Genomic DNA, 17527 nt, shown 5'->3' on the forward strand with positions numbered 1-17527 from the left:
CGCCTCTGTGGATAACCACCCCTTTCATCCACAGGCTTACACCGGTTATCCAAGGGCCTCATTGGCACCTGAACACAGGGTTTTGAATCTCTGTACATATTGAAAACAAAGGGCTGTATAGATCTATCCACAGAATGGCATGTGCATAGAAATAAACATAAAAACAAAGATTTAATAAATTTCTCTCTTTTTTAATTTCTATAACTCCGACTTTTCCACAGCTGGTTAAATTTTGTGCAAAGGGTTCTTTAGGAAGGTCGAAGTCCCTATACTTGTCGACCAGGTCCGAAAACCTGAGCTCAAACTATTCCTGAATTACCTACTTAAGCAGGCACGAGGTGCGTGGTGGATTTCCCTTCCCGTTTTGAAGTGATCGTCATCGGCGGCGGTCATGCCGGTACCGAGGCAGCACTGGCCTCAGCACGTATGGGGGTTAAAACCCTGTTGCTGACGCATAACGTGGAAACCCTCGGTGCCATGAGTTGCAACCCGGCCATTGGCGGGATCGGCAAAAGCCACCTGGTCAAGGAAATCGATGCCCTCGGCGGCGCGATGGCCATGGCTACCGATAAAGGCGGCATCCAGTTTCGCGTGTTGAACAGCCGTAAAGGTCCCGCTGTGCGAGCAACCCGCGCGCAGGCGGACCGGGTTCTGTACAAGGCTGCTGTCCGCGAAATCCTGGAAAACCAGCCGAACCTGTGGATATTTCAACAGGCTGCGGACGATCTGATTGTCGAGCAGGAACAAGTCCGTGGTGTTGTCACCCAGATGGGCCTGCGTTTCTTCGCCGATTCCGTGGTGTTGACCACCGGCACGTTCCTCGGTGGACTTATCCACATCGGTTTGCAGAATTTTTCCGGCGGTCGCGCCGGTGATCCACCATCGATCGCGCTGGCCCACCGTCTGCGTGAACTGCCATTGCGTGTGGGTCGTTTGAAAACCGGTACTCCGCCGCGTATCGACGGCCGGTCTGTGGATTTCTCGGTGATGACCGAACAACCGGGTGATACGCCGATCCCGGTGATGTCGTTCATGGGTAGCAAGGAACAGCATCCACAGCAGGTCAGTTGCTGGATTACCCACACGAATGCGCGCACCCACGAAATCATTGCCGCGAACCTCGACCGTTCGCCGATGTATTCCGCTGCCGGTGAGATCGAAGGCATCGGCCCGCGTTACTGCCCGTCGATCGAAGACAAGATCCATCGCTTTGCCGACAAGGAAAGCCACCAGGTCTTCATCGAACCGGAAGGCCTGACGACAAACGAGCTGTATCCGAACGGGATATCCACATCCCTGCCGTTCGACGTGCAACTGCAGATCGTGCAATCGATCCGCGGCATGGAAAACGCACACATCGTGCGTCCGGGCTACGCCATCGAGTACGACTACTTCGACCCGCGTGACCTGAAGTACAGCCTGGAAACCAAAGTCATCGGCGGCCTGTTCTTCGCCGGGCAAATCAACGGCACCACCGGTTACGAAGAAGCCGGTGCCCAGGGTTTGCTCGCCGGGACCAACGCTGCACTGCGTGCGCAAGGCAAAGACGCCTGGTGCCCGCGTCGCGACGAGGCCTACATCGGCGTGTTGGTCGACGACCTGATTACCCTCGGTACCCAAGAGCCATACCGGATGTTCACGTCCCGTGCCGAATACCGCTTGATCCTGCGCGAAGACAACGCTGACCTGCGTTTGACCGAAAAAGGTCGCGAACTGGGCCTGGTGGATGACGTGCGTTGGGCGGCTTTTTGCAAAAAACGCGAAAGCATCGAACTGGAAGAGCTGCGCCTGAAAAGCACCTGGGTACGCCCGGGCACTGAACAGGGCGATGCGATTTCCGAAAAATTCGGCACGCCGCTGACTCACGAATACAACCTGCTCAATCTCTTGAGTCGTCCGGAAATCGACTACGCTGGTCTGATCGCCGTGACCGGCGGCGGGGCAGAAGATCCACAAGTCGCCGAACAGGTCGAAATCAAGACCAAGTACGCCGGCTACATCGATCGTCAACAGGACGAAATCGCCCGCCTGCGCGCCAGCGAAGACACCAAACTGCCTGTGGATATCGATTACACGAATATTTCCGGTCTCTCCAAAGAGATCCAGAGCAAGCTCGGTGCGACCCGTCCGGAGACTTTGGGCCAGGCCTCGCGTATCCCGGGCGTAACACCGGCAGCCATTTCACTGTTGATGATTCATTTGAAAAAACGCGGCGCGGGCCGTCAGTTGGAGCAAAGCGCTTGAGTTCGTTGGTCACTTCGCAACACGCAGAAGAGTTATCCACAGGTGCCCGCCAGCTTGGCGTCACGCTGACAGAAACCCAGCACGCGCAACTGCTGGGTTATCTGGCCCTGTTGATTAAATGGAACAAGGCTTACAACCTCACTGCCGTGCGTGATCCGGACGAAATGGTCTCCCGTCACTTGCTCGACAGTCTGAGCGTGATGTCATTCATCGAAAACGGACGCTGGCTCGACGTCGGCAGCGGCGGCGGCATGCCTGGCATCCCGTTGGCCATCCTGTTTCCAGAGTCCCAAGTGAGCTGCCTGGACAGCAACGGCAAGAAAACCCGCTTTCTGACTCAGGTCAAACTCGAACTCAAACTGGATAACCTGCAAGTTATCCACAGTCGCGTCGAAGCGTTCCAGCCTGCCCAGCCATTCAACGGGATCATTTCCCGTGCGTTCAGCAGCATGGAAAACTTCAGCAACTGGACTCGCCACCTCGGCGATAGCGAAACACGCTGGCTGGCAATGAAGGGCGTTCATCCGGCCGATGAGCTGGTAGCATTGCCGGCAGACTTCCACCTCGATAGCGAACACGCCCTGGCCGTACCTGGTTGCCAAGGCCAACGCCATCTGCTGATACTGCGCCGCACGGCATGATTGGGAACACAAGCAAGAATGGCTAAGGTATTCGCGATTGCGAACCAAAAGGGTGGCGTGGGTAAAACCACCACCTGCATCAACCTCGCAGCATCCCTGGTCGCAACCAAGCGCCGGGTGCTGTTGATCGACCTTGATCCACAGGGCAACGCCACCATGGGTAGCGGTGTGGATAAACATGGCCTGGAAAACTCGGTCTACGACCTGCTGATCGGTGAATGTGATCTGGCCCAGGCCATGCACTTCTCTGAACACGGTGGTTACCAGTTGTTGCCGGCCAACCGCGACCTCACCGCGGCCGAAGTGGTGCTGCTGGAAATGCAGATGAAGGAAAGCCGTCTGCGCAGCGCGCTGGCGCCGATCCGGGAAAACTACGATTACATCCTGATCGACTGCCCGCCGTCGCTGTCTATGCTGACCCTCAATGCACTGGTTGCCGCCGACGGGGTAATTATCCCCATGCAGTGCGAGTACTTCGCACTCGAAGGCTTGAGCGACCTTGTGGATAACATCAAGCGTATCGCTGAACTGCTGAACCCGAACCTCAAGGTCGAAGGCCTGTTGCGTACGATGTACGACCCGCGCCTGAGCCTGATGAACGATGTCTCGGCGCAGCTCAAGGAACACTTCGGCGAACAGCTCTACGACACCGTCATTCCGCGCAACATCCGTCTGGCCGAAGCACCAAGCTACGGCATGCCGGCGCTGGCGTACGACAAGGCATCGCGAGGCGCCGTTGCCTATCTGGCATTGGCGGGCGAAATGGTTCGTCGTCAACGCAAAAACTCACGCATCGCCGCTGCTCAGGCAACTTAAGGAATCCCCATGGCCGTCAAGAAACGAGGTCTCGGACGTGGACTGGATGCTCTGTTGAGTGGTCCGACTGTCAGCTCGCTGGAAGAACAAGCGGCGCAAGCCGATCAGCGTGAGCTGCAACATCTTCCCCTGGACCTGCTCCAGCGCGGCAAGTATCAGCCGCGTCGTGATATGGATCCTCAAGCTCTGGAAGAGCTGGCGATGTCGATCAAGGCGCAAGGCGTGATGCAACCGATCGTGGTGCGCCCGATTGGCGGTGGCCGCTTTGAAATCATTGCCGGCGAACGCCGCTGGCGCGCCAGCCAGCAAGCCGGGCAGGAAACCATCCCGGCGATGGTTCGCGATGTACCCGATGAAACCGCGATCGCCATTGCGCTGATCGAGAACATCCAGCGCGAAGACCTGAACCCGATTGAAGAAGCCGTGGCCCTGCAGCGTTTGCAGCAGGAGTTCCAGCTGACCCAGCAACAGGTGGCCGAGGCTGTGGGCAAGTCCCGGGTGACCGTGGCCAACCTGCTGCGCCTGATTTCCTTGCCGGAAGTCATCAAGACCATGCTGTCCCACGGCGACCTGGAAATGGGTCATGCCCGTGCTTTGCTCGGTTTGCCGGACAATCAACAGGTTGAAGGGGCGCGACATGTTGTCGCACGCGGGCTGACCGTGCGCCAGACTGAAGCACTGGTCCGCCAGTGGTTGAGTGGTAAACCTGAGCCTGTTGAACCGGTAAAACCGGACCCGGATATCGCCCGTCTCGAACAGCGCCTGGCCGAGCGCCTAGGCTCTGCGGTGCAGATTCGCCACGGTAAGAAGGGTAAAGGGCAGTTGGTGATTGGTTACAACTCCCTGGATGAGCTTCAAGGCGTACTGGCACATATTCGCTGAAACATTTCCTCATGTAGCGTGCAGACGGAAATCACTACCTGACAGTTGAATAGGGGCAGAACCGCCCCTATACTCTGCGCGCATTTTGTCGGCACAAATTATGCCAAGTTATTGAATTTCGGCAGCCGGCCATTGGAGAGCAAAAGTGATGGAAACCCGCACGCCAAACCGCCTGCCGTTCCATCGCCTGGCAGTTTTTCCGGTGTTAATGGCTCAATTTGTCGTTCTGCTCATTGCCGCTTTGGCGCTCTGGCAACGGTATGGAGTCGTTGCCGGGTACTCGGGACTTTGCGGAGGCCTGATAGCCTTGCTTCCCAATGTTTATTTCGCTCACAGGGCATTTCGGTTTTCCGGCGCCCGGGCAGCTCAAGCCATCGTCCGGTCATTTTATGCCGGCGAGGCGGGCAAACTGATTTTGACGGCGGTGCTTTTTGCATTGACGTTCGCAGGTGTGAAGCCATTGGCGCCGCTGGCTGTATTCGGCGTCTTCGTGCTGACCCAACTGGTCAGCTGGTTCGCTCCCCTGCTGATGAGAACAAGACTTTCGAGACCTTAGGGCGTTTGAGGCAACCATGGCAGAAACAACCGCTTCGGGCTATATCCAGCACCACTTGCAGAACCTGACCTTCGGTCAGCACCCTACCGGCGGCTGGGGCTTTGCCCACACCGCAGCTGAAGCCAAGGAAATGGGCTTCTGGGCTTTCCACGTCGATACTCTCGGCTGGTCGGTCGCATTGGGTCTGATCTTCGTTCTTCTTTTCCGCATGGCGGCAAAGAAGGCGACTTCCGGTCAGCCAGGTGCTTTGCAGAACTTCGTTGAAGTTTTGGTCGAATTCGTCGATGGCAGCGTGAAAGACAGCTTCCATGGCCGTAGCCCGGTGATTGCACCGCTGGCACTGACCATCTTCGTCTGGGTGTTCCTGATGAACGCCGTCGACCTGGTACCGGTCGACTGGATTCCTCAGCTGGCCATCCTGATCTCCGGCGACCACCACATCCCGTTCCGCGCCGTGTCGACCACCGACCCGAACGCTACTCTGGCCATGGCCTTCACGGTGTTCGCGCTGATCATTTTCTACAGCATCAAGATCAAGGGCCTCGGCGGCTTCATCGGCGAGCTGACCCTGCACCCGTTCGGCAGCAAGAACATCTTTGTTCAAGCCCTGCTGATCCCGGTGAACTTCCTGCTGGAATTCGTGACCCTGATCGCCAAGCCGATCTCCCTGGCTCTGCGTCTGTTCGGCAACATGTATGCCGGCGAGCTGGTGTTCATTCTGATTGCTGTGATGTTCGGCAGCGGTCTGCTCTGGCTCAGCGGCCTGGGCGTCGTTCTGCAGTGGGCGTGGGCAGTGTTCCACATCCTGATCATCACCCTGCAGGCGTTCATCTTCATGATGCTGACCATCGTCTACCTGTCGATGGCGCACGAAGAAAACCATTAAGACCAGTTTCGACTAGTCTGATGTCCCTCCCCGTTAAACGGGAGGGGGCTCTTAACGGGGCCTCTGAAACGATTTGTTTTACCGCTTTAAATTAAAAAAACCTAAACCATACGACGTAAAAGTCGGGAGGAAAGATGGAAACTGTAGTTGGTCTAACCGCTATCGCTGTTGCACTGTTGATCGGCCTGGGCGCACTGGGTACCGCAATTGGTTTCGGCCTGCTGGGCGGCAAGTTCCTGGAAGGCGCAGCGCGTCAGCCAGAAATGGTTCCAATGCTGCAAGTTAAAATGTTCATCGTTGCCGGTCTGCTCGACGCCGTAACCATGATCGGTGTTGGTATCGCTCTGTTCTTCACCTTTGCGAACCCGTTCGTTGGTCAAATCGCTGGCTAATTACTCGGATCTTCCGGGTAATTTGGTGTGATGGACAACGTAACTGCGAGGTGTTGGCGTGAACATTAATGCGACCCTGATTGGCCAGTCCGTTGCGTTCCTGATTTTTGTACTGTTCTGCATGAAGTTCGTATGGCCTCCGGTCATCACGGCACTGCACGAACGTCAAAAGAAGATCGCTGATGGTCTGGACGCTGCCAGCCGAGCAGCTCGCGACCTGGAGTTGGCCCAAGAGAAAGCGGGTCAGCAACTGCGCGAAGCGAAAGCTCAGGCAGCTGAAATCATCGAGCAAGCCAAGAAACGCGGTACCCAGATTGTCGACGAAGCCCGTGAACAGGCTCGCGTCGAAGCTGACCGTGTGAAGGCTCAGGCTCAGGCCGAGATCGAACAGGAACTGAACAGCGTCAAAGACGCGCTGCGCGCCCAAGTGGGTAGCCTGGCCGTTGGCGGTGCTTCGAAGATCCTGGGCAAGGCAATCGATCAAAACGCGCACGCAGAGCTGGTTAACCAACTGGCTGCTGAAATCTAAGCGAGGGCGATCATGGCAGAACTGACCACGTTGGCCCGACCTTACGCTAAGGCGGCCTTCGAGCACGCTCAGGCCCACCAGCAACTGGCCAATTGGTCAGCCATGCTCGGCCTGGCTGCAGCGGTGTCGGAAGACGACACCATGCAGAGCGTGCTCAAGGCCCCGCGACTGACGAGCGCAGAAAAGGCCGCCACGTTCATTGACGTGTGCGGCGACAAGTTCGATGCCAAGGCACAGAATTTCATCCACGTTGTTGCCGAAAACGAGCGCCTCCTGCTTCTGCCGGAGATCGCCGCTCTGTTCGACCTGTACAAGGCCGAGCAAGAGAAATCGGTAGACGTAGAAGTGACCAGTGCTTTCGCATTGAACCAAGAACAGCAAGACAAACTCGCCAAGGTTCTCAGTGCACGACTCAACCGGGAAGTGCGCCTGCAAGTCGAGGAAGATTCATCCCTTATTGGGGGTGTTGTCATCCGCGCCGGCGACCTGGTTATCGATGGCTCGATTCGCGGCAAAATCGCGAAACTTGCCGAAGCATTGAAATCTTGAGTTTGAAGGGGCAGCAGAGCAATGCAGCAACTCAATCCTTCCGAAATAAGTGAAATTATCAAGGGCCGCATCGACAAGCTCGATGTGACCTCCCAAGCCCGTAACGAAGGCACTGTCGTCAGCGTATCTGACGGCATCGTGCGGATTCACGGTCTGGCCGATGTTATGTCCGGCGAGATGATCGAGTTTCCGGGCGGCGTCTACGGTATGGCCCTCAACCTGGAGCAAGACTCCGTAGGTGCCGTTATTTTGGGCGCATACCAGTCTCTGGCTGAAGGCATGAGCGCCAAGTGCACCGGCCGTATCCTGGAAGTTCCGGTTGGTAAGGAACTGCTGGGTCGCGTAGTCGATGCACTGGGTAATCCGGTTGACGGCAAAGGTCCGCTGAACAACACCCAGACCGACGCGGTCGAGAAAGTTGCTCCAGGCGTGATCTGGCGTAAGTCGGTAGACCAGCCTGTACAGACTGGCTACAAGGCTGTCGATGCCATGATCCCTGTCGGCCGTGGCCAGCGTGAGCTGATCATCGGTGACCGTCAGATCGGTAAAACCGCTCTGGCGATCGACGCGATCATCAACCAGAAAGACAGCGGCATTTTCTGCGTCTACGTAGCCATCGGTCAGAAGCAATCGACCATCGCCAACGTGGTTCGCAAGCTGGAAGAAAACGGCGCACTGAAGAACACGATCATCGTGGCTGCCAGTGCTTCGGAATCTCCTGCGCTGCAATACCTGGCACCGTACGCCGGTTGCACCATGGGTGAATTCTTCCGCGACCGCGGTGAAGACGCGTTGATCGTTTATGACGATCTGTCCAAGCAAGCAGTGGCTTACCGCCAGATCTCCCTGCTGCTGCGCCGTCCACCAGGCCGTGAAGCTTACCCAGGCGACGTGTTCTATCTCCACTCCCGTCTGCTGGAGCGCGCATCCCGCGTTTCGGAAGAGTACGTAGAGAAGTTCACCAACGGCGCAGTGACCGGCAAAACCGGTTCCCTGACCGCACTGCCGATCATCGAAACCCAGGCTGGCGACGTTTCCGCGTTCGTTCCGACCAACGTGATTTCCATCACCGACGGTCAGATCTTCCTGGAATCGGCCATGTTCAACTCGGGCATCCGTCCTGCAGTGAACGCCGGTGTTTCGGTATCCCGTGTGGGTGGTGCCGCTCAGACCAAGATCATCAAGAAGCTGTCCGGTGGTATCCGTACCGCTCTGGCTCAGTACCGTGAACTGGCGGCATTCGCCCAGTTCGCTTCTGACCTGGACGAAGCGACCCGTAAGCAACTTGAGCATGGTCAGCGCGTTACCGAGCTGATGAAGCAGAAGCAATACGCGCCTATGTCGATCGCCGACATGTCGCTGTCGCTGTATGCCGCTGAGCGTGGGTTCCTGACTGACGTTGAAATCACCAAAGTCGGCAGCTTCGAGCAAGCGCTGATTGCTTACTTCAACCGCGATCACGCCGAATTGATGGCGAAGATCAACGTGAAGGGTGACTTCAATGACGAAATCGATGGCGGCCTGAAAGCCGGTATCGAGAAGTTCAAGGCCACCCAAACCTGGTAAGCCGCAGCGGGAGCCTAGCGGCTCCCGCTTGCTAACCTGATAGGTGTTACATGGCAGGCGCAAAAGAGATTCGCAGTAAGATTGCGAGCATCAAAAGCACGCAAAAGATTACCAGCGCCATGGAAAAAGTGGCGGTCAGCAAAATGCGCAAGGCACAAATGCGCATGGCTGCTAGCCGTCCTTATGCGGAGCGCATCCGCCAGGTTATTGGCCATCTGGCCAACGCTAACCCGGAATATCGCCACCCGTTCATGATCGACCGTGAAGTAAAGCGCGTCGGTTATGTCGTAGTGAGCAGTGACCGTGGTCTGTGTGGTGGCTTGAACACCAACCTGTTCAAGGCTTTGGTCAAGGACATGGCGGTAAACCGCGAAAACGGCGTCGAGATCGATCTGTGTGTAGTTGGTAGCAAGGGTGCGGCTTTCTTCCGCAACTTCGGCGGTAACGTCGTTGCAGCTATCAGCCACCTGGGTGAAGAGCCGTCGATCAATGATCTGATCGGCAGCGTCAAGGTGATGCTGGATGCCTACCTGGACGGCCGTATTGACCGCCTGTCCGTGGTGTCCAACAAGTTCATCAACACCATGACACAACAGCCTACCGTGGAGCAGTTGATTCCACTGGTGGCAACCCCGGATCAAGAACTCAAGCACCACTGGGACTATCTCTACGAACCGGATGCCAAGGAGCTGCTCGACGGCTTGATGGTCCGTTACGTGGAGTCGCAGGTCTACCAGGCGGTGGTCGAGAACAACGCGGCTGAACAAGCTGCGCGGATGATCGCGATGAAGAACGCTACCGACAACGCCGGTGATTTGATCAGCGATTTGCAGCTGGTCTACAACAAGGCGCGTCAGGCTGCGATCACCCAAGAGATCTCGGAAATCGTCGGCGGCGCTGCCGCGGTTTAACGGTTCAAATATTCAGAGGATCCAGCTATGAGTAGCGGACGTATCGTTCAAATCATCGGCGCCGTTATCGACGTGGAATTTCCACGCGACAGCGTACCGAGCATCTACAACGCGCTGAAAGTACAAGGCGCGGACACTACCCTGGAAGTTCAGCAACAGCTGGGCGACGGCGTAGTTCGTACCATTGCGATGGGTTCCACCGAAGGCTTGAAGCGCGGTCTGGACGTTGTCGACTCTGGCGCTGCCATTTCCGTACCAGTCGGTAAAGCGACCCTGGGCCGGATCATGGACGTACTGGGCAACCCGATTGACGAAGCTGGTCCGATCGACACCGAAGAGCGCTGGGGCATTCACCGTCCTGCGCCATCCTTCGCTGAACAAGCGGGCGGCAACGACCTGCTGGAAACAGGCATCAAGGTTATCGACCTGGTTTGCCCGTTCGCCAAGGGCGGTAAAGTCGGTCTGTTCGGTGGTGCCGGTGTAGGCAAGACCGTAAACATGATGGAACTGATCCGTAACATCGCCATCGAGCACAGCGGTTATTCCGTGTTCGCCGGTGTGGGTGAGCGTACTCGTGAGGGTAACGACTTCTACCACGAGATGAAGGACTCCAACGTTCTGGACAAAGTGGCACTGGTTTACGGTCAGATGAACGAGCCGCCGGGAAACCGTCTGCGCGTAGCCCTGACCGGCCTGACCATGGCCGAGAAGTTCCGTGACGAAGGTAACGACGTTCTGCTGTTCGTCGACAACATCTATCGTTACACCCTGGCCGGTACTGAAGTATCCGCACTGCTGGGCCGTATGCCTTCGGCAGTAGGTTACCAGCCGACCCTGGCTGAAGAGATGGGCGTACTGCAAGAGCGCATCACTTCGACCAAGCAAGGTTCGATTACTTCGATCCAGGCGGTATACGTACCAGCGGACGACTTGACCGACCCGTCGCCAGCAACCACGTTTGCTCACCTGGACGCCACCGTCGTTCTGTCCCGTGACATCGCTTCCCTGGGTATTTACCCGGCGGTAGACCCACTGGACTCGACTTCGCGTCAGCTGGACCCGAACGTGATCGGCAACGACCACTACGAAACCGCTCGCGGTGTTCAGTACGTGCTGCAGCGTTACAAAGAACTGAAGGACATCATTGCGATCCTGGGTATGGACGAGCTGTCGGAAGCCGACAAGCAGTTGGTAAACCGCGCTCGTAAGATCCAGCGTTTCTTGTCGCAGCCGTTCTTCGTGGCTGAAGTCTTCACCGGTGCATCGGGTAAATACGTTTCCCTGAAAGACACCATTGCTGGCTTCAAAGGCATCCTCAACGGTGACTACGACCACCTGCCAGAACAAGCGTTCTACATGGTTGGCGGCATCGAAGAAGCGATCGAGAAAGCCAAGAAACTGTAATCCCGGCGCCCGGCAACGGGCGCTAATTTAGGTTGAGGCAATCAGATGGCTATGACAGTCCATTGCGATATCGTCAGCGCGGAAGGAGAAATCTTTTCCGGTCTGGTCGAGATGGTGATTGCGCACGGTGCACTGGGTGATCTTGGTATCGCCCTGGGTCACGCGCCGCTGATCACTAATCTGAAGCCAGGTCCGATCCGCCTGGTCAAGCAGGGCGGGGAAGAGGAGGTGTATTACATCTCCGGTGGTTTCCTCGAGGTTCAGCCGAACATGGTCAAGGTTCTTGCCGACACCGTGCAACGTGCTGCCGACCTGGATGAAGCCGCAGCTTTGGAAGCCGTTAAGGCTGCCGAGAAAGCCCTGCATGAGCGAGGCGCGGAATTCGATTACGGTTCTGCTGCCGCACGTCTGGCCGAGGCTGCAGCCCAGCTGCGCACCGTCCAGCAGATCCGCAAGAAGTTCGGCCATTAAGGCTGCACTTGTTGTGTGATTGATTAAAAAGGGTAGCCTCGGCTACCCTTTTTTCTTTTCCGATTTTTACAACCCGGTCGCAGCCGCTGACCACCCAGGATTGGTAGCCAGTCATGTCTCTCGAAATCGTTATTCTCGCTGCTGGCCAAGGCACGCGTATGCGTTCTGCTTTGCCGAAAGTTTTGCACCCGATTGCCGGCAACTCCATGCTCGGTCATGTTATCCACAGCGCCCGGCAACTTGATCCACAGCGCATTCACGTGGTGATCGGTCATGGTGCCGATGCCGTACGCGAACGCCTGGCGGCGGATGACCTGAACTTCGTCCTGCAGGATAAACAGCTGGGTACCGGTCACGCCGTTGCTCAAGCAGTGCCGTTCATTCAGTCCGACACCGTGCTGGTGCTCTACGGCGATGTGCCGTTGATCGAAGTCGAAACCCTGCAGCGCCTGCTCAAGCAGGTGGGGCCGGAGCAGTTGGGCTTGCTGACCGTGGAACTGGATGACCCGACCGGTTACGGCCGTATTGTTCGCGATGCCGCTGGCAAGGTTGCGGCCATCGTCGAACAGAAAGATGCCAATGACGCCGAACGCCAGATCACCGAAGGCAATACCGGCATTCTGGCGCTGCCTTTTGCCCGTCTTGGCGACTGGATGAGCCGTCTCTCCAACAACAACGCCCAGGGCGAGTACTACCTGACCGACATCATTGCCATGGCAGTGAGCGATGGTCTGGTGGTGGCCACCGAGCAACCGCACGATGCCATGGAAGTGCAGGGCGCCAACGACCGCAAGCAGCTTTCCGAACTGGAGCGGCATTATCAATTGCGCGCCGGTCGTCGTTTGATGGCTCAAGGTGTGACGCTGCGCGACCCGGCTCGTTTCGACATTCGTGGTGAAGTCACGGTCGGGCGCGACGTACTCATCGACATCAACGTGATTCTCGAAGGCAAGGTCGTCATTGAGGATGACGTGGTGATCGGCCCGAACTGCGTGATCAAGGACAGCACCCTGCGTAAAGGCGTGGTCATCAAGGCCAACAGCCATATCGAAGGTGCCATTCTGGGTGAAGGCAGCGATGCTGGCCCGTTCGCCCGTCTGCGTCCAGGCACTGTGCTGGAAGCCCGCGCGCATGTGGGTAACTTCGTCGAGCTGAAAAACGCCCACCTGGGCGAAGGCGCCAAGGCGGGTCACCTGACTTACCTGGGCGATGCCGAAGTGGGCGCGCGCACCAACATCGGTGCCGGCACCATCACCTGCAACTACGACGGCGCCAACAAGTGGAAAACCGTGTTGGGCGAAGATGTGTTCATTGGTTCCAACAACTCGTTGGTAGCGCCTGTGGATATCCTGTCCGGTGCGACCACGGCGGCCGGTTCGACCATTACCTCGACTGTGGATAAATCCCAGTTGGCGATTGGGCGTGCTCGTCAGAAGAACATCGATGGCTGGAAGCGGCCGGAGAAAATCAAGAAGGGCTGAGTTATCCACAACTCCCCTGTAGGAGCGAGCTTGCTCGCGATGGACGTGAACGATGACGCATTCTTTCTGGAAAAATGCGTCGCTCTCATATTTCTCGCGAGCAAGCTCGCTCCTACAAAGGGTTATCCACAGCTCTTTTTATCGCATGGCGCTTGACGAAGTTTCGCTGATAGGTTTTGATTGCTTCCGCTATCTTTCGAAACGAAACTTACCAGCTCATGTCGAAGCGCAACACACCTCAGCGTCGTCACAACATCCTCGCCTTGCTCAATCAGCAGGGCGAAGTCAGTGTGGATGAGTTGGCCAAGCGCTTCGAAACGTCGGAAGTTACGATCCGCAAGGATCTGGCGGCACTTGAAAGCAATGGCCTGTTGCTGCGTCGTTACGGCGGCGCGATCACCATGCCTCAGGAACTGGTGGCCGACCTGGGTCAGCCGGTATCCAAGTACAAACAAGCCATCGCCCGTGCCGCCGTCGCGCGGATTCGCGAGCATGCGCGCATCATTATCGACAGTGGCAGTACCACCGCTTCGATGATCCCGGAACTCGGACTGCAACCTGGTCTGGTGGTGATGACCAACTCGCTGCACGTCGCCAATGCCCTGAGCGAACTTGAGCATGAACCGGTGCTGTTGATGACCGGTGGCACCTGGGACCCGCATTCCGAGTCCTTTCAGGGGCAGGTTGCCGAGCAGGTACTACGCTCCTACGATTTCGACCAGCTGTTTATCGGCGCCGATGGCATCGATCTGGTTCGCGGTACAACCACCTTCAACGAACTGCTCGGGCTGAGCCGGGTCATGGCCGAAGTTGCCCGCGAAGTGGTCGTGATGGTGGAGGCCGACAAGATCGGCCGCAAGATTCCAAACCTGGAGCTGCCCTGGAGCAGTGTCCATACCCTTATTACGGATGAGCGCCTGCCACTTGAGGCTCGCGATCAGATTCAGGCCCGCGGCATCACTTTGATTTGCGCGGCTGTCAGTCAGGAGAAATAGCATGTGTGGAATTGTCGGCGCAGTTGCAGAACGTAACATCACCGCCATCCTCGTCGAAGGCCTGAAACGCCTCGAATACCGTGGGTATGACAGCGCTGGCGTGGCGGTCTACACCAACGATGAAAAACTCGAGCGCCTGCGTCGTCCGGGCAAGGTCAGTGAGCTGGAGCAGGCATTGGCCGCCGAGCCGCTGGTCGGTCGCCTGGGCATCGCCCACACGCGCTGGGCCACCCACGGTGCACCGTGCGAACGCAATGCCCACCCGCATTTCTCCGGTGACCTGTCAGTGGTGCACAACGGCATCATCGAAAACCACGAAGCCCTGCGTGAACAACTCAAGGCCCTGGGTTATGTGTTCACCTCGGACACCGACACCGAAGTCATCGCGCACCTGCTGAACCACAAACTCAAGGATCTGCACGATCTGACCGTGGCCCTCAAGGCGACCGTCAAAGAGTTACACGGTGCTTACGGCCTGGCAGTGATCAGCGCGCAACAACCGGATCGCCTGGTTGCGGCCCGTAGCGGCAGCCCGCTGGTGATCGGCCTGGGCCTGGGGGAAAACTTCCTGGCGTCCGACCAGTTGGCCCTGCGTCAGGTCACCGACCGCTTCATGTACCTGGAAGAAGGCGATATCGCCGAAATCCGCCGCGACAGCGTGCAGATCTGGGACGTTGACGGCAAGGCCGTCGAGCGCGAAGCCGTGCAATATCGCGACGGCGCCGAAGCCGCTGAAAAGGGCGAGTTCCGCCACTTCATGCTCAAGGAAATCCACGAGCAACCGTCCGTGGTGCAGCGCACCCTGGAAGGTCGCCTGAGCCAGAACCAGGTACTGGTACAGGCATTCGGCCCACAGGCGGCCGAGCTGTTCGCCAAAGTGCGTAACGTACAGATCGTCGCGTGTGGCACCAGCTACCACGCCGGCATGGTCGCGCGTTACTGGCTCGAAGAGCTGGCCGGCATTCCGTGCCAGGTCGAAGTCGCCAGCGAATTCCGCTACCGCAAGGTGGTGGTGCAGCCGGACACCTTGTTCGTGACCATTTCCCAGTCCGGTGAAACCGCCGACACCCTGGCCGCGCTGCGCAACGCCAAGGAGCTGGGCTTCCTCGCCAGCCTGGCGATCTGCAACGTCGGCATCAGTTCGCTGGTGCGTGAATCCGATCTGACCCTGTTGACCCAGGCCGGTCGCGAAATCGGTGTGGCTTCGACCAAAGCCTTCACCACGCAATTGGTTGGCCTGTTGTTGCTGACACTTTCCCTGGGCCAGGTTCGTGGCACTTTGGCCGAAGGTGTCGAAGCAACACTGGTCGAAGAACTGCGTCGTTTGCCAACCCGTCTGGGCGAGGCACTGGCCATGGACAGCATCGTGGAAAAAATCTCCGAGCTGTTCGCCGAGAAACACCACACGCTGTTCCTCGGCCGTGGCGCGCAGTTCCCGGTAGCGATGGAAGGGGCACTCAAGCTCAAGGAAATCTCCTACATCCACGCTGAAGCCTATCCGGCCGGCGAGCTGAAACACGGTCCGTTGGCGCTTGTGGATAACGACATGCCAGTGGTGACCGTGGCGCCGAACAACGAACTGCTGGAGAAGTTGAAGTCTAACCTTCAGGAAGTCCGCGCCCGCGGTGGCCAGTTGATCGTCTTCGCTGACGAGAAAGCCGGCATGACCAACGGTGAAGGCACCCACGTGGTGCACATGCCGCACATCCACGACATCCTGTCGCCGATTCTCTACACCATCCCGCTGCAGCTGCTGTCGTACTACGTTGCCGTACTCAAAGGCACCGACGTTGACCAGCCGCGCAACCTGGCGAAGTCGGTTACCGAATAAGTTATCCACAGTTGATCTAAGCTTGATCCTACGAAATAAAAACTGTCGCAACTAAATAAAAACTGTCGCTGGCGTCCCCCGGTCCTCTGGGTTGGCTTGCCAGCGACAGCTCTCTCTCACCGCGCCTCCCTGCTCTGGGCGCAGCTCATGGTTTGAAAACCTGAAATGATCCTAGCGATTCAGCCCGAGGAAACCGTGCGTTCCTTCGTGGAAAGAACTCTGTTTATTAAAGGTAAACAGTCCTCCGAGGAGGATTTTCGAGAGTTCCACAAATACTGCCCCACAAATACGGATATATTGAAAATTGCCGAAATGTTGGGATGGGCAGGTTGCTACGGCTTGAATAAGATGCTTCATAAGCATACTGACTATCCGCTCACGGCCGTTTTTAAGAATATCCAAGATGTTTCCTATTCCGCCAAAGAATATACAGTTTATTCGAGGAGTTTCCATTCAAATAGAAGCCTAGCGGGGTTCTGTCCAATTTGTGTTGATGAGGATATTAAACGCTTAGGATTTTCTTTCTGGCGGCGTGCTCACTGCTCTTACCTAGAGGTCTGCGCTGAGCACAATGTAACGCTGGTCAAACGTTGTCCCGTCTGTGAAAAGCAGTTTTCCCATGGTGGCCATGATCTGGGGGTGATGTGGAAGACCTGTGGGGGACGACATTTGAAAGACTGCCCTGTGACGATGAACACAGATCCATTAGAGCTAAAAAAATCTCAAATTTTTACAAGTATTCTGTCGTTCACTCATCACCTTTCAGAGGAGGCAGTTCTAGCTGTTTTAAAAGAAAAAATTCATCTAGACGAAACCTTAAAGAATAAAGTTTGGAACTCAACATGTGATAATTCGGTGGGGGATCAATTTGCCAGGCGGTTGAGAGTCGTCAGAAATGGCAGGTCTGGAAATCGCCTTCCACTTACGGAGTCCACTGATTTTATCTTCCAAGCTATAGTCGAAACTTATGAAACGTTCACTGAATTTGTCAGTGATGTGAAAGCATACGGGGACGAACTTCGCCCGATTGAGTCTTTGTGGTCGACATATGAGGCAGGCAGCCAGGAATCAACACATTTCGTTGAGGAAGTTTACAACTTAGGTGTGGGAGTTTGGTGTTGCCCATATCCAGCTAAGAAAAATTGGGGGCTTTGGGATTGGCGCCCCGTGAGTTATCCCTGCTGTAATTTTGAGCGACCAAAGAGGAAAGGTCCTCAACCCCAACCCAAACGTGTCGGGTATCCGCCGCCAGGTATCTACCGACGGAAGTAGATTCTGCGCTGTCCCCATAGCGGTGCGGCGCAAGGAATCCAGACCTGATCACATGTAGTTGCCGTGTTCGATCCTTAGCAGCACGTTTCGAACCTCAGGGT

The 17527-nt window shown here is 56.7% G+C and carries 17 protein-coding genes; all 17 read left to right on the forward strand.

Annotated features, from left to right (window positions below; all coding sequences use genetic code 11):
* Window positions 1-345: 345 nt before the first annotated feature.
* The 17 genes from mnmG to RS887_RS29015 all read left to right on the forward strand — a co-directional run bounded on the left by mnmG (window position 346) and on the right by RS887_RS29015 (window position 17426).
* The gene (gene mnmG / locus RS887_RS28935) at window positions 346-2244 is read left to right on the forward strand and encodes a tRNA uridine-5-carboxymethylaminomethyl(34) synthesis enzyme MnmG (RefSeq protein ID WP_322618075.1); all 1899 of its coding nucleotides are present in this window, start codon (window positions 346-348) and stop codon (window positions 2242-2244) included.
* Window positions 2241-2885: a 16S rRNA (guanine(527)-N(7))-methyltransferase RsmG gene (gene rsmG / locus RS887_RS28940; protein WP_322618076.1), complete on the forward strand. Its 645-nt coding sequence runs from the start codon at window positions 2241-2243 to the stop codon at window positions 2883-2885. The genes mnmG and rsmG overlap by 4 nt, the downstream gene beginning before the upstream one ends.
* Window positions 2886-2903: 18 nt before the next feature.
* On the forward strand, window positions 2904-3701 hold the full coding sequence (locus RS887_RS28945; RefSeq protein ID WP_007969897.1) for a ParA family protein: 798 nt from the start codon (window positions 2904-2906) through the stop codon (window positions 3699-3701).
* 9 nt (window positions 3702-3710) lie between these two features.
* Window positions 3711-4583 (forward strand): ParB/RepB/Spo0J family partition protein, encoded by an 873-nt coding sequence (locus tag RS887_RS28950; RefSeq protein ID WP_008018370.1) that lies wholly within the window; start codon window positions 3711-3713, stop codon window positions 4581-4583.
* 148 nt (window positions 4584-4731) lie between these two features.
* A complete protein-coding gene (locus RS887_RS28955) occupies window positions 4732-5139 on the forward strand; it encodes a F0F1 ATP synthase subunit I (protein WP_007985054.1) in 408 nt (135 codons plus the stop codon).
* Window positions 5140-5155: 16 nt separating this feature from the next.
* The gene (gene atpB / locus RS887_RS28960; RefSeq protein ID WP_111283171.1) at window positions 5156-6025 is read left to right on the forward strand and encodes a F0F1 ATP synthase subunit A; all 870 of its coding nucleotides are present in this window, start codon (window positions 5156-5158) and stop codon (window positions 6023-6025) included.
* A gap of 134 nt (window positions 6026-6159) precedes the next feature.
* On the forward strand, window positions 6160-6417 hold the full coding sequence (gene atpE, locus RS887_RS28965; protein ID WP_003097235.1) for a F0F1 ATP synthase subunit C: 258 nt from the start codon (window positions 6160-6162) through the stop codon (window positions 6415-6417).
* A 58-nt stretch (window positions 6418-6475) separates the two neighbouring features.
* A complete protein-coding gene (locus tag RS887_RS28970; protein ID WP_007969903.1) occupies window positions 6476-6946 on the forward strand; it encodes a F0F1 ATP synthase subunit B in 471 nt (156 codons plus the stop codon).
* Between the two features lie 12 nt (window positions 6947-6958).
* Window positions 6959-7495, forward strand: a complete 537-nt coding sequence (locus RS887_RS28975) for a F0F1 ATP synthase subunit delta (protein WP_008018367.1) — start codon at window positions 6959-6961, stop codon at window positions 7493-7495.
* 21 nt (window positions 7496-7516) lie between these two features.
* Complete coding sequence (gene atpA / locus RS887_RS28980) at window positions 7517-9061, forward strand: F0F1 ATP synthase subunit alpha (protein ID WP_111283167.1); 1545 nt, start codon at window positions 7517-7519, stop codon at window positions 9059-9061.
* Window positions 9062-9111: 50 nt separating this feature from the next.
* Window positions 9112-9972, forward strand: a complete 861-nt coding sequence (atpG, locus tag RS887_RS28985; RefSeq protein ID WP_007934344.1) for a F0F1 ATP synthase subunit gamma — start codon at window positions 9112-9114, stop codon at window positions 9970-9972.
* Window positions 9973-9999: 27 nt separating this feature from the next.
* A complete protein-coding gene (gene atpD / locus RS887_RS28990; RefSeq protein ID WP_008018365.1) occupies window positions 10000-11376 on the forward strand; it encodes a F0F1 ATP synthase subunit beta in 1377 nt (458 codons plus the stop codon).
* Window positions 11377-11421: 45 nt separating this feature from the next.
* Window positions 11422-11847 carry a F0F1 ATP synthase subunit epsilon gene (locus RS887_RS28995; protein ID WP_007985046.1) on the forward strand — a complete coding sequence of 142 codons (426 nt, stop codon included), beginning with the start codon at window positions 11422-11424 and terminating at the stop codon, window positions 11845-11847.
* A 113-nt stretch (window positions 11848-11960) separates the two neighbouring features.
* Window positions 11961-13328 carry a bifunctional UDP-N-acetylglucosamine diphosphorylase/glucosamine-1-phosphate N-acetyltransferase GlmU gene (glmU, locus tag RS887_RS29000; protein ID WP_322618077.1) on the forward strand — a complete coding sequence of 456 codons (1368 nt, stop codon included), beginning with the start codon at window positions 11961-11963 and terminating at the stop codon, window positions 13326-13328.
* Between the two features lie 218 nt (window positions 13329-13546).
* Complete coding sequence (locus RS887_RS29005) at window positions 13547-14323, forward strand: DeoR family transcriptional regulator (RefSeq protein WP_322618078.1); 777 nt, start codon at window positions 13547-13549, stop codon at window positions 14321-14323.
* A 1-nt stretch (window position 14324) separates the two neighbouring features.
* On the forward strand, window positions 14325-16154 hold the full coding sequence (gene glmS, locus RS887_RS29010) for a glutamine--fructose-6-phosphate transaminase (isomerizing) (RefSeq protein WP_322618079.1): 1830 nt from the start codon (window positions 14325-14327) through the stop codon (window positions 16152-16154).
* A 165-nt stretch (window positions 16155-16319) separates the two neighbouring features.
* Window positions 16320-17426, forward strand: a complete 1107-nt coding sequence (locus RS887_RS29015) for a TniQ family protein (RefSeq protein WP_322618080.1) — start codon at window positions 16320-16322, stop codon at window positions 17424-17426.
* Window positions 17427-17527: the final 101 nt, after the last annotated feature.

The sequence above is a fragment of the Pseudomonas sp. BIC9C genome, assembly GCF_034541995.1.
Classification (GTDB): domain Bacteria; phylum Pseudomonadota; class Gammaproteobacteria; order Pseudomonadales; family Pseudomonadaceae; genus Aquipseudomonas; species Aquipseudomonas fluorescens_CC.

What these genes read in the sequence shown, in the direction of transcription:
- atpB (WP_111283171.1), top strand. Translation starts at nt 5,156, where the DNA reads ATGGCAGAAACAACCGCTTCGGGCTATATCCAGCACCACTTGCAGAAC.
- RS887_RS29015 (WP_322618080.1), top strand. Translation starts at nt 16,320, where the DNA reads ATGATCCTAGCGATTCAGCCCGAGGAAACCGTGCGTTCCTTCGTGGAA.
- glmU (WP_322618077.1), top strand. Translation starts at nt 11,961, where the DNA reads ATGTCTCTCGAAATCGTTATTCTCGCTGCTGGCCAAGGCACGCGTATG.
- RS887_RS28995 (WP_007985046.1), top strand. Translation starts at nt 11,422, where the DNA reads ATGGCTATGACAGTCCATTGCGATATCGTCAGCGCGGAAGGAGAAATC.
- glmS (WP_322618079.1), top strand. Translation starts at nt 14,325, where the DNA reads ATGTGTGGAATTGTCGGCGCAGTTGCAGAACGTAACATCACCGCCATC.
- atpD (WP_008018365.1), top strand. Translation starts at nt 10,000, where the DNA reads ATGAGTAGCGGACGTATCGTTCAAATCATCGGCGCCGTTATCGACGTG.
- RS887_RS28955 (WP_007985054.1), top strand. Translation starts at nt 4,732, where the DNA reads ATGGAAACCCGCACGCCAAACCGCCTGCCGTTCCATCGCCTGGCAGTT.
- atpG (WP_007934344.1), top strand. Translation starts at nt 9,112, where the DNA reads ATGGCAGGCGCAAAAGAGATTCGCAGTAAGATTGCGAGCATCAAAAGC.
- atpA (WP_111283167.1), top strand. Translation starts at nt 7,517, where the DNA reads ATGCAGCAACTCAATCCTTCCGAAATAAGTGAAATTATCAAGGGCCGC.
- atpE (WP_003097235.1), top strand. Translation starts at nt 6,160, where the DNA reads ATGGAAACTGTAGTTGGTCTAACCGCTATCGCTGTTGCACTGTTGATC.
- RS887_RS29005 (WP_322618078.1), top strand. Translation starts at nt 13,547, where the DNA reads ATGTCGAAGCGCAACACACCTCAGCGTCGTCACAACATCCTCGCCTTG.
- RS887_RS28950 (WP_008018370.1), top strand. Translation starts at nt 3,711, where the DNA reads ATGGCCGTCAAGAAACGAGGTCTCGGACGTGGACTGGATGCTCTGTTG.
- RS887_RS28945 (WP_007969897.1), top strand. Translation starts at nt 2,904, where the DNA reads ATGGCTAAGGTATTCGCGATTGCGAACCAAAAGGGTGGCGTGGGTAAA.
- RS887_RS28975 (WP_008018367.1), top strand. Translation starts at nt 6,959, where the DNA reads ATGGCAGAACTGACCACGTTGGCCCGACCTTACGCTAAGGCGGCCTTC.